We start from the raw sequence: 12011 nt of genomic DNA, 5'->3' as shown, positions 1-12011 counted from the left end.
TAGCACACAAAAAGGAACAAAATGGTAGAGAATATCAAGGCTAATTTTAATGAAAGCATCCAAATCAATATTGCATCAATGGAACTGCTTTCTGATGCAATTGCGGCAGCCACATTTATGATGGTCAATGCCTTGGTTAATGGTCAGAAAATCCTCTGTTGTGGTAATGGTGGATCAGCAGTAAGTTCCCAGCATTTTGCTTCATTGCTGTTAAACCGTTATGAGCGTGACAGACCAAGCTTGCCGGCTTTGGCATTAACTTCAGACAGTGCCACTATTACCAGTATTGCCAATGATTTTCATTTTGACGAAGTATATTCAAAACAAGTCAGAGCGCTAGGACAAGCAGGTGATATATTACTGGTGATGTCAACAACTGGACAATCACGTAATTTGATCAATGCCATGGAGGCTGCCCTGAGTCGAGATATGACTATTGTGGCTTTAACTGGCCGTGACGGCGGTGAAATGGCTGGTTTACTTGGTGAAAACGATGTTGAAATTAGAGTACCGTCTAACCGTACTTCGCGTATTCAAGAGGTTCATTTTATGATTGTTCATTGTCTCTGCGAAGGAATAGATGATTGTTTATTCCCACAAAATTTACAGGAGTATTAAGGTGTTAATGCAAAAAAATAAGCTTTCTTTGGTGTTGATTGCCGTGCTTATAAGCCTTCAAGGTTGTGCTGCTCTCGTTGTGGGAGCTGGAGTTGGTGCGGCTTCCGCGGCCCACGACAGAAGAACTTTGGGCGCACAAGTGGATGACAAAACCGCTGCTAGCCGGATCTCAGTAGCCCTTAGTGAAGTTGAAGCCTTAAAGAATCAAACCAGCATAACAGTGCAAGTATTCAATGGTACCGCTTTATTGGTTGGCCAAGCGCCAAGCAATGAACTTATTCAGTTGGCGCAGCAAACTGCCAATTCAGTCAAAAACATCAAAAAGTTGCACAATCAAATTCGCTTGGGCTCCCCTATATCGACTAGTGACTCTGCCAAAGACCTTTGGTTGTCTTCAAAAGTAAAAACCCAACTTATTGCTGATAAACGAATTGATGGACTTAATATTGAAATAGAAGTAGAAAATAGTGAAGTATTCCTAATGGGTTTAGTCAGCCAAGAAGAAGCCAACATTGCGGTAGATATCACCCGCAATATTGATGGTGTAAAGCAAGTAGTAAAAGCCTTCGAATATTTGTAAAACTTAGCTCAAGACCTAAGGTCTCGGTATATTGGCAAGTGGGTATAGGCGGCTACAGCATTGCCGCTACTCATGATACTTATTTGCAGGTTTATATGCCGTAACAAGGCATAAAATTCTGACTATGAGGAATAGAGCAAAGGACAGTGGAAGTTGATGCGGCTACCCAAAGCATTATAATTAGCATCAGATAATAAAAAAGGGGCAACTTTCGTTGCCCCTTTTTTATTATTAATTGAAACGTAATCACCTAGTGACTACCTTACTTCACCACTGTTAAGGTCGGTTTGCCCTTTTTAGTTGGTTTTTCTGGCTGTGCCGTCATATCTGGCTCGTCGGAGTCTATTTCGTCTTCTGGCGTAAATACGGTACCCGCACCATTTTCTTTTGCATAAATTGCCAACACCGCTTTACAAGGGATCACCAAGCTGCGTGGTACGCCACCAAAACGAGCGTCAAAGGTAATCTCATGATTACCCAATAACATCTTACCAGTTGAACTGGGGGATACGTTCAATACGATTTGCCCTGCTTGCACATGTTCCTGAGGAACCTGTGTGCCTGGGTAAGTGGCATTAACAACTAGATACGGAGTAAGATTGTTATCCACAATCCATTCGTAAAAAGCCCGCAATAAATAAGGTTGATTCGGCGTCATTGTCTTAATAATTATAATGGATTGTGAATTTCACGTTCTTGGTCTGTCAAAGATGCTTTGAATGAACTACGTTCAAATATACGTTTCATGTAAGCGCGCACATCTTTACTGCCATTACCCACTAATTCTATCTTCAATGCAGGTAGACGCCACAACAGAGGCGCTAAATAACAATCAACCAAACTGAACTCTTCGCTCATAAAGAATGGTGTTTCAGCAAATAAAGGTGCAAGACTTAGAATCGCTTCACGTAATTCATTACGAGCAGCTTCTATATCACCTTTAGCTTGAAGAATTTGCTCAGCAAGCGCATACCAGTTAGTTTGTATTCTGTGCATAGTCAAACGACTCTGACCGCGAGAAACAGGATAAACAGGCATTAACGGTGGATGAGGAAAACGCTCATCTAAATATTCCATAATGATATGAGAATTATATAAGACCAATTCTCTGTCTACTAAAGTTGGTACTGTGCCATAAGGGTTGAGGTCGATCAGGTCTTCTGGCAAATTGTTAGGGTCGGTATAACAAATCTCTACACCTACGCCTTTTTCAGCCAAAACAATCCTGGCTTGGTGACTGTAAATATCTAAAGTATCTGAAAACAACGTCATGATAGAACGTTTATTGGTGGCTACAGCCATTTAACTCTCTCCTAAAATATCTTTCCTATATCCGCTTTATTCAGATATACACTTGAACCAACTTAGCAGGCTTTTAGGGCTTTCTACTAGCGTGGCAACATAGACTAAAACTGAAAAGAAAGGGGCTATTCGCCCCTTACCATAAAATTTTGCGGATTATACATTATTTTTTGCCGATACGTTCGGCAAATTAATGAACATCTCGCCAATATTCTTTTTTCAGTAAATAAACTAGTACCAGTAACACTAAGAGAAACAACAACACATAGCGGCCAATAGCTTCTGATTCCAAGCGAGTAGGCTCACCGGTATAGACGAGGTAATTGACTATATCTAAAACTGCAGCATCATATTCTTCTGTAGTCATAACACCTGAGCCATCTGTTTTTAACCCAACGTGGCGTTCAACCATCTCTCCGTCAACCATATGTTCTTCAGTTGCTTTTCGAGGCAGACCTTGCAGCTCTTGCAAAACGTGCGGCATTCCAACTTCAGGAAAGACTAAATTATTAACCCCAAAAGGACGGCTGTCATCTGCATAAAAGGTACGCAAATAAGTGTAGATCCAATCAGCACCACGCACACGAGCAACCAAAGTTAAATCTGGTGGGGGCGCACCGAACCACTTAGCAGCCGACTCAGCAGGCATTGCGTTAGTAATGTGTTCGCCAGCTTTTTCTTGAGTAAACATTAAGTTTTCAGCACCTAGCTCAATTGGAATATCTAAGTCTTGAAACGAACGTTGATAACGCTGATATTGCATTTGATGACAGCCGAGGCAGTAGTTGTTAAATAGCTGCATACCTTTTTGTAAAGAGGCTTTATCGGTTAAGTCATATTCAGCTTTATCCAAATGGGCTCCACCACCAGCGGCATATACGCTGATGGGAAACACTAATGACAAAAGGATTAATAGTTTTCTCATTCTGTGATCCTCGCTGGAACCGGCTTACACTTCTCATTTTTACTGTAAATAAACAGCAGGACAAAGAAGCCGAAATACATAATAGTGGCAATTTGTGATGCGGTGATTTTCCAGTTCTCTTGTGGCGTCCCACCTAAATAACCTAGGAAAATAAAGACAGCAGCAAAAATCATCAGGTTCCACTTGTGTAGGCCACAACGGTAACGCCAAGACTTCACTTTACCACGATCAATCCATGGCAGTAGGGCTAAGGCGATAATCGCGCTAAACATTGCAATAACACCTAGCAGCTTGTCAGGCACTGCCTTCAAAATTGCATAGAAAGGCGTGAAATACCACACAGGGAAAATATGCGCAGGGGTTTTCAAGTTGTTAGCAATCTCAAAGTTAGGATGCTCTAAGAAATAGCCCCCCATACCTGGGTTAAAGAACATGACGTAGCAAAAAGCCAACAAGAAGAAGGCAAAGCCCACCAAATCTTTTAATACGATGTGTGGGAAGAAAGGTACGATGTCATCAATGATGTCGTACTTGTCTGTATAGTATTCATGAATTTTGAATTTGGTTTTTTCTTCTTCTTTTAACGAGCCTTTTTTACGTTTTACGTCGGTTCCGTCAGGGTTATTCGAGCCCACTTCATGCAATGCAACGATATGTAAAAATACCAAAATAACAATAACTAATGGCAATGCAATAACGTGTAGTGCAAAGAAGCGATTGAGTGTTGCACCAGAGATAACGTAGTCACCTTGGATCCAAATAACCAAATCCGGACCAATAACAGGTATAGCACTAAACAATGATACGATTACTTGAGCACCCCAGTAGGACATCTGACCCCATGGTAATACATAGCCCATAAAGGCTTCAGCCATCAACGCTATGTAAATAAACATACCAAACAACCATAGCAACTCTCGTGGTTTTTGATACGAGCCATAAATCATGCCGCGGAACATGTGTAAGTACACCACAATAAAGAACGCAGAAGCGCCTGTACTGTGCATATAACGTAAGATCCAGCCGTAATCTACATCACGCATGATGTATTCTACTGAGGCAAAGGCGCCCTCAGCAGTGGGGTTGTAACTCATGGTTAACCAAATACCGGTAACAATTTGGTTAACTAGTACGATGGTGGCTAAGAAGCCAAACATGTACCAGAAATTCATATTGCGCGGAGCGGGGTATTGAATAGCGTGTTGGTTAGCCACACGCATGATCGGTAAACGATACTCAATCCATCCCATTAAATTTTTCCACATATTATGCTGCCCCCTCTTCTGAACCAATCAAAATAGTGTTGTCGTCCACGAATGTATAGGGTGGCACAACCAAGTTTAGTGGTGCAGGTACATTTTGGAATACTCGACCAGCCATATCAAACTTAGAACCATGACAAGGGCAGAAAAAGCCCTCAGGCACACCTTCAACATATTCCTCAAATTCGCCGTCTTTTAAATGTTTCGGAGAACAGCCTAAATGTGTGCAAATGCCGACCAGCACTAAATATTCTTCTTTTAACGAACGGTAGCGATTTTGCGCAAAGGCGGGTTGTTGTGGCTCTTGTGATTCAGGATCTTTAAGTTGATCTTCATCATTGGCTAAAGAAGCCAACAATTCAGGAGTACGCCTGACGATCCACACCGGTTTACTGCGCCAGACTACGATGATTTGCTGTCCAGGTTCCATTTTACTGATATCAGCTTCAACATCAGCACCAGCCGCTTTGGCCTTAACACTGGGATTCCACGAACCAATAAAAGGCACAGCTGCGCCAACCACACCGACACCGCCCACGACAGAAGTAGCGACAGTTAAAAAACGTCGACGGCTGCTATCTTGAGGTTGGTTTTCGGCTCCAGACGAATCATGCGCATCTAAAGATACTTTGCTCATCCACTTTTCTCCGAGGGTTGCATTTGCTTAAACTTAGCTAATTGAGAGTAATAATTGTTGATACTCAAAAATAGACGTAACGGTTTTACTATTAACCGAAAATGATAAAAGAAAACCCACACAAAAGACAAGGCTTTCGTCAATTAATCGAAGAATTACTGATACTTAGCTTAATGACTATCGATTTTCGGCTAATCAATTTTAATTTGCTCAAATAATACACAAAAAAAACCCAGCAAAAGCTGGGTCTTTGAATCTGATTTCTCCAACGATTAACGTTTAGAGAATTGCGGTTTCTTACGTGCTTTATGAAGACCGACTTTCTTACGCTCAACTTTACGTGCATCACGAGTAACAAAACCCGCAGTACGTAGTGCTGGACGAAGTGTTTCGTCAAATTCCATTAATGCACGAGTAATGCCGTGACGAATTGCACCAGCTTGACCGCTGATACCACCACCGGCTACTGTCACGTACAAATCAAACTTCTCTGTCATTTCTAACAATTCAAGAGGTTGACGTACGATCATACGTGCTGTTTCACGACCAAAGAATACATCTAAAGGACGTTTGTTTACCACAATGTTTCCGCTACCTGCACGAAGAAAAACACGAGCGGTAGAAGTTTTGCGGCGGCCTGTGCCGTAATATTGATTATCTGCCATGTGTTATGCTCCTTAAAGGTCTAAAACTTGAGGCTGTTGAGCAGCATGATTATGCTCAGGTCCAGCGTAGACTTTCATTTTGCGGAACATGTCACGTCCAAGAGGACCTTTTGGCAACATACCTTTAACCGCTTTTTCAATGATCATCTCTGGTTTGTGGGCTTGTAACTTTTCAAAGTTAGTCTCTTTAAGACCGCCTGGATAACCAGTGTGTGAGTAGTAAATTTTGCCTTTGGCTTTATTACCAGTAACACGTACTTTCTCAGCATTGATCACTACAATGTAGTCACCTGTGTCCACATGAGGAGTGTACTCAGGTTTGTGCTTACCGCGTAAGCGGCTTGCGATTTCAGTCGCCATGCGACCTAATGTTTTATTTGTGGCATCAACCACAAACCATTCACGTTTTACCGTTTCAGGCTTTGCAACAAAAGTTTTCATCTAAAATTACCCAAAAAATTATGTATGTTACTTAGTTTCAGTCAGTTAAAAGAATTACAAAGTAGTTCTCTCACTGCCAGAAACCGCTTAAAATCAATGTCTTGACCCCTTCGAGTCGATCGATTCTTCCACTTTCCCAAAGTGGGGGTAACTGGGCAGGTCGCGGATTATACAGAAGATAACTAAAAACGCGAGACTATTTATGTAAATTTCCTCTGTCCCAACAAAAATAATAAGTCTCTGCAATATATTACATTATGGCTTGTTTATTTGAGCAAAGCCCAGCTGGCGCTAGTTATGTCTTGTAGACCAGAAGCTTGATGACCCGCAATGATTAGATAAATACGGTTGTTTTTGCTTTTCAACTAATGATCTTGGGACGTTTTTGACCACAAGCTTGAAAAGCTTGGTACTAGCACTGGTGTAGACTTTTTATAGTCTTGATACTCCATTAAATCATGCCAGCGCTTATCTGCTTTGGCTTCAAGCAAAGGAATTCCGCTTATCTTAGTTAACAGCAAAATGACAAATAAGGGTGAAATCAGCGTCAGATACTGCCAGCCACTTAGAGCAGGAAATGCCAATAGGGCAAGACCAATCCATAATAAGATTTCGCCAAAATAGTTAGGATGCCGCGAGTAGCGCCACAAACCTTGACAAATAAAAGGATTGTTTTTTTGTTTTTGTCGTTTAAATTGACGTTTCTGACGATCTGCAATCACTTCAATGCTAAAACCCACCAACCATACAGCCAAGGCTAATACATCAATAAACGTCAGTCCGACCTTTTGATTCGAACTGATAGCAGCAGCGGCACACCCCGCAGTGATTACAACCCAGAGCCCTTGGGTGGTCCAAGCAACCAAAAATGACATAAAATTATGTTTGATCGAATCAAAGCGCGAGTCAGAGCCATCTTGGCCAACCCGTTTAAATAAAAATATCGATAGTCTCAGTGCCCAAATACTCACCAAAGTCGTTAGGATTATGGCACGTAGGTCTGCTTGTTGACTAAAAACAAAGACACCACCGATAAAAAGAAGATAGGTCATGCCACCGACTAAATCGTAAAAGTGTTCGGTTCTTTTGATAAATGCAGGAATAAAGGCTAACCATTGAATTATAAAGACCAATAAAGTCGCGACCATAATAAGGGATAAAGAAAAGCCAAAACCTAGCGGAATAAGAGGGGTGTTTTGCCCTCCCGCCCAAGCCACTCCAAAGGCAATCATCACCACAAAAATCAACACCGCTGTACTTTGGATTTTAGTCATCGAAACTTCACTATCATTATTCTTAATAGGCACTACGTGTATAGGTGGATATTTAGATTAGTCCTTTTCGAAAAACAACGCTAAACCTTTAATCTCATTACTGCGTATTGAAACATCAATATCATTGGTCTCTTAAAACGAGATATTTAGGGCTCGAATGTCAACAAATACGTCCAAAAATGGCTTCAAACTAATCGCTGCAGGGCAGGTTCAAGTATCAACTCACAGCATAAGTGGTTTAAACTCGGGTTTTTAAGACATAATTAAAGTTGTTGTAAGAAGGATTAACATGAAAAAAAACATAAGTTCAGCATTATTAATAGGGCTGATTTGCAGTCTTAGTGTTTTTTCAAGCTCGCTGTTTGCCAGTAAAGTAGACAGCCCCGCTACCTCGCAAAGCAAAACAAGTTTAGCCTCCACGCAGATTGTCGGTGGTCAAGAAGCTCAAGCAAATGACTGGCCTTGGATGACTGCTTTTGTATTTACATTTGAAGATTTCACCACCTCGTTACGGGTAGATAATCAAAGTTACCCTTCTGGTTACTTTAGTGAAGGTTCTGCCGGCAATGCGAGTGGGCCACTAATCAGTTGCGGGTTGGGCGACACAACTTGTGTTAATGCCGACGCAAAAGTCTGTTTAATAGAAAGAGGCAATATTAATTTCTCTGAAAAAGCGCTCAATTGTGAAGCCGGAGGTGGGGTTGCTGTCATTATCTACAATAATGAAGTAGGCGAGATATCAGGTACCCTAGGCGCAGATTTTAGCGGCACTATTCCAGTGGTTTCAGTCACGCGCAGCGATGGCTTGTTACTGTTAGAGATGGAAGGCAAACTAGCTGAAGTCAGTGTTTCGGCGAGTTCTGAAATCCAACAAGACGCCTCTTGCGGCGCTAGCTTTTTAGGCGACAAATGGGTACTGACCGCTGCACATTGTGTTGATTCAGCATCAGCTTCATTATTTAAAATGAATGTGGGTGAATACGACTTGTCAGATGGTGCGGCCAATGCCACCGCCATCAAAAATATTTATATCCATCCCCAATACGATGCCGATGCGATTGATTACGACATTGCCTTAGTTGAGTTAGTTTCCTCTGTTGACTCCCCTGCGATTAAACTGGCAAGCAAGAATACGACGGATCTTTATGCCATTGAAAACAGCCCTGCCCTAGTAGCTGGTTGGGGAGGACGAGTAGGTTATGCACCTGGTGAGGGTCCGACCTCAGATTTTCCTGATATCTTACATGAGGTAGACCTTAATCTTGCCACTAATGACGAATGTCGCGCTATTTTAGCGCAGTCATTAGACACCACAGTCCAGAATACGGGCATCACCGATAGAATGATTTGTGCCACACAATCAAGTTTTGGTAAAGGTTCTTGTCAGGGCGATAGTGGCGGTCCTCTTGTAGTGCAAACCGGCACTGGCCCAGAGCAAGTTGGCATAGTGAGTTGGGGTATAGGCTGTGCTGAAGCGGGCTATCCTGGTGTATTTACCCGGGTTGCTGAATTTTCAGAATGGTTAAATACCCTCCAAACAGGGATTGCCATTACCCAGATCGAAGATTTTGGCGTATCGCCCTTAGGAGTGACTCAAGAGAGCACCTTACAGTTAGTCAATAATTCAACTTTTGTGGTTGACTTGAGCTTTACAATTAGTGGTAGCAGCGCCTTTAGTTTAGGTAGCAACACCTGTAATAATGTTGCAGCAGGCGGCGGTTGCGAACTAAAAGTCAATCTTAATCCGACTCAGGCTGGCGAACAAAATGCCAGCGTAACCATCATTACCAACAATCCGGCAGTGCCTGCCAGTAGCGCTTTATTATCGACACAAAGCATCAATACAGCTGCAGCCTTAAGCGGTGTGGCAGGCTCTACGAATAGTAGTGTGACTTGGTATTCAGGTGGTAATCGTCCTTGGCTTGCCAACAACACAGGCTCAGGTGTGCAAAGTGGTATTATTGGTAACGATCAACAAAGTATATTAAGCGCTTATGTTGTGGGTAAAGGTAGCTTTAGTTTTCAATGGTCCGTTTCGTCAGAAGAAAATGTAGACGACCCAACAGATCCCTACGATGCTTTATATCTGTATGTTAACAACGAATTACAAACCTTTATATCGGGTGAAGTTGCTTTTGAGTCTTATCCAACGATCACACTAGAGGATGACAGCAGTATTATCACTTGGGTTTATCGTAAAGATCCTGCAACTATCGCAGGCGACGATAAAGCCTATGTGCGCAATGTCGTGTTTACCCCAACTCAGGTTACACCAATTCCTACCACTCCCCTGACTCCATCAACGGGCGGCGGTGGTGGTACTGCGAGTTGGTTAAGTATTTTATGTTTGATAGGCTTTTGGGGAATAACAAGAAGAAAAATAAGCTGACTTATAGCCCACAGCGTTTAGGCGTTGTGGGCTTCCTTCAACATTATTGAATAAGAAACGCTGTCTAGCCTGTTGTCAAAACATTAGCGTTTCAGTTGGTCTTTATCCTAACGGACCGGAAATTCACGTTGCAACATTTTCCAAGTTGGTGAGTTCTGTAAATAATGCGTTTTGTGGGCAGAAGCTAAGTCACTTTTTTGTGGGATTCGAAATGGTAACTGCACCCAATCGAACGGACTGTCTAACAAGAAATTTGTATCATGACTACAACTCTGATCAACAATATTAATGGTCTTATAAGGACAGTTAATGATTTGTCGACATTGTATGTTAACTTCGCGTATTTCAATCAAAGCCGCGCTTGCTGCCGCGCTTTCTATCCCAGACATCATGCTCAATAATAATAACCAGCTCACGTTGACAATCTCCTTGGTGTCATTGTTACAAAAACTGAAGTTTGGATAAGCAGCGCCACTCATTATCCAAGGGTTCAGGTTAAGTAAGTCGTTGCGCAAAACAAAAAAGTTTAAATTACTGTACTTTTCTGCGTTATTTCCATGCTATTTAGGTTTTAAGTTGTACTTTTACTTGCTGCCATACGTCTTCTAACTCTTGCTCGCTGCGGCTTGAAATATCTTGTCCCTTTTGAAAAAAGTGCTGTTCTAATAACCTAAAACGTTGTTCGAATTTCCTATTCGCTTTGACTAGCGCAGTTTCTGCATTAACTTTGGTATGCCTAGCTAAATTAACCACCGCAAACAATAAATCGCCGATTTCTTCTTCAATGGCATCCTCCTTGACTTGTGGCGCGTTAACTTCAACAAGGACTTCATCAATCTCCTCATAAATTTTATCCACTACGCCATGCAGTTCCTTCCAATCAAACCCTACTTTGGCACATTTTTGCTGGATTTTTTGCGCCCGTATCAAGGGTGCCATACCACTTGGAATATCAGCCAAAATACTATTATCACTGACCACAGATTTATGCAGACGCTCTTGTGATTTGATAGCATTCCATTGCGTGTTTAACTCATCCTCTGATAGTTGTATTTTTTTATCAAATACATGGGGATGACGACGTATAAGCTTTTCAATAAGATGTTGAGCAATGCTTTCAAAATCAAAGTGATCTTGTTCTTGACCAAGTTGTGCATAAAAAATGACTTGAAATAATAAGTCTGCTAGCTCATCTTTTACCTCTTCCATGTTGCCACTTTCGATTGCGTCCGCGACTTCATAAGCCTCTTCGATTGTGTAAGGCACTATGCTAGCAAACGTTTGTTTACTATCCCATGGGCATCCCGTATGCGGATCTCTTAGTTGTTGCATAATCCAACGGAGTTTTTCGATTGATGAGTGAGTATTCAACATAAGTAATGGTCACTATTATTTTTTGGATAAACTTTGGCCAATGATAGCGCTATCTTGAGATTGAAATCTAATGTAGCCTGCGTTTTTTAATCAATTGCTAAAACATAAAATGAAGAAAATTTTACTATTACTGAGTTTATTGCCAGCGCTGCCTTTGAAAGCCAGCGAACTCAATCATGCAGTTGGTATTGGTTTGCAATATGCCGGCTTTATCGGTTATCAACTAAGCTACCAAAATGAAGAACATCGTTTTCGCGGAGCAATAGGTATTCTTGGCGCGGCCGCGGGTTATGATTACCAATTAAACCAACATTGGTCTCTGGGCCTTACCTATACCGAAACCATTCGCAGTGTCTACTCGGCGAATATCAATTATTATTTTGATGATCCCAATTCTGGCATTCGGCTGGGTTTAGACTTGGGCCATATGCCCAAGGATGATGGAGATGGATTTTTATTTTCAGGCAATACTAAAGATGTTATTTGGTTCAATTTTGGCTACGGTTTTTGATACCCAGACAAAACAATGATTATCTGGGTGTGG

Annotated in this window: 14 protein-coding genes; 4 read left to right on the top strand and 10 right to left on the bottom strand. The window is 41.7% G+C overall.

What is annotated here, in order from left to right:
• Positions 1-21 precede the first annotated feature (21 nt).
• Both ABKW31_RS00465 and ABKW31_RS00460 read left to right on the top strand, forming a co-directional pair.
• Positions 22-618 carry a phosphoheptose isomerase gene (locus tag ABKW31_RS00465; protein WP_348614159.1) on the top strand — a complete coding sequence of 199 codons (597 nt, stop codon included), beginning with the start codon at positions 22-24 and terminating at the stop codon, positions 616-618.
• 7 nt (positions 619-625) lie between these two features.
• Complete coding sequence (locus ABKW31_RS00460) at positions 626-1198, top strand: BON domain-containing protein (protein ID WP_348614158.1); 573 nt, start codon at positions 626-628, stop codon at positions 1196-1198.
• Between the two features lie 262 nt (positions 1199-1460).
• On the opposite strand, the gene ABKW31_RS00455 is transcribed toward ABKW31_RS00460, so the two are convergent.
• The 8 genes from ABKW31_RS00455 to ABKW31_RS00420 form a co-directional block, all read right to left on the bottom strand.
• A complete protein-coding gene (locus ABKW31_RS00455) occupies positions 1461-1856 on the bottom strand; it encodes a ClpXP protease specificity-enhancing factor (RefSeq protein WP_348614157.1) in 396 nt (131 codons plus the stop codon).
• Between the two features lie 11 nt (positions 1857-1867).
• The gene (gene sspA, locus ABKW31_RS00450; RefSeq protein WP_348614156.1) at positions 1868-2500 is read right to left on the bottom strand and encodes a stringent starvation protein SspA; all 633 of its coding nucleotides are present in this window, start codon (positions 2498-2500) and stop codon (positions 1868-1870) included.
• Between the two features lie 190 nt (positions 2501-2690).
• Positions 2691-3425, bottom strand: a complete 735-nt coding sequence (locus tag ABKW31_RS00445; protein WP_348614155.1) for a cytochrome c1 — start codon at positions 3423-3425, stop codon at positions 2691-2693.
• Positions 3422-4690, bottom strand: a complete 1269-nt coding sequence (locus tag ABKW31_RS00440) for a cytochrome b N-terminal domain-containing protein (RefSeq protein ID WP_348614154.1) — start codon at positions 4688-4690, stop codon at positions 3422-3424. Before ABKW31_RS00440 ends, ABKW31_RS00445 begins: the two co-directional genes overlap by 4 nt.
• A gap of 1 nt (position 4691) precedes the next feature.
• Positions 4692-5324, bottom strand: coding sequence for a ubiquinol-cytochrome c reductase iron-sulfur subunit (gene petA / locus ABKW31_RS00435; RefSeq protein WP_348614153.1), 633 nt, complete (start codon positions 5322-5324; stop codon positions 4692-4694).
• A gap of 272 nt (positions 5325-5596) precedes the next feature.
• Entirely contained in the window at positions 5597-5989 is a 393-nt protein-coding gene (gene rpsI, locus ABKW31_RS00430) for a 30S ribosomal protein S9 (protein WP_348614152.1), read from the bottom strand.
• A 12-nt stretch (positions 5990-6001) separates the two neighbouring features.
• On the bottom strand, positions 6002-6430 hold the full coding sequence (gene rplM / locus ABKW31_RS00425; RefSeq protein WP_348614151.1) for a 50S ribosomal protein L13: 429 nt from the start codon (positions 6428-6430) through the stop codon (positions 6002-6004).
• A gap of 365 nt (positions 6431-6795) precedes the next feature.
• Positions 6796-7704: a DUF1295 domain-containing protein gene (locus ABKW31_RS00420; RefSeq protein ID WP_348614150.1), complete on the bottom strand. Its 909-nt coding sequence runs from the start codon at positions 7702-7704 to the stop codon at positions 6796-6798.
• Between the two features lie 289 nt (positions 7705-7993).
• Here ABKW31_RS00420 and ABKW31_RS00415 point away from each other — a divergent pair, with 289 nt between their 5' ends.
• A complete protein-coding gene (locus ABKW31_RS00415; RefSeq protein ID WP_348614148.1) occupies positions 7994-10093 on the top strand; it encodes a trypsin-like serine protease in 2100 nt (699 codons plus the stop codon).
• A gap of 107 nt (positions 10094-10200) precedes the next feature.
• Here the strand turns inward: ABKW31_RS00415 and ABKW31_RS00410 are convergent, their stop codons facing one another.
• On the bottom strand, positions 10201-10509 hold the full coding sequence (locus ABKW31_RS00410; protein WP_348614147.1) for a hypothetical protein: 309 nt from the start codon (positions 10507-10509) through the stop codon (positions 10201-10203).
• A 148-nt stretch (positions 10510-10657) separates the two neighbouring features.
• Positions 10658-11467, bottom strand: coding sequence for a nucleoside triphosphate pyrophosphohydrolase (gene mazG, locus ABKW31_RS00405; protein ID WP_348614146.1), 810 nt, complete (start codon positions 11465-11467; stop codon positions 10658-10660).
• Positions 11468-11576: 109 nt separating this feature from the next.
• Between mazG and ABKW31_RS00400 the strand changes: the two genes are divergently transcribed.
• A complete protein-coding gene (locus ABKW31_RS00400) occupies positions 11577-11978 on the top strand; it encodes a hypothetical protein (RefSeq protein ID WP_348614145.1) in 402 nt (133 codons plus the stop codon).
• The last annotated feature ends 33 nt before the right edge of the window (positions 11979-12011 follow it).

This window comes from Paraglaciecola sp. 25GB23A (assembly GCF_040012495.1).
Taxonomy (GTDB): domain Bacteria; phylum Pseudomonadota; class Gammaproteobacteria; order Enterobacterales; family Alteromonadaceae; genus Paraglaciecola.
The sequence above is the reverse complement of the archived record's forward strand: the minus strand, read 5'-3'. Positions and strand labels throughout refer to the sequence as shown.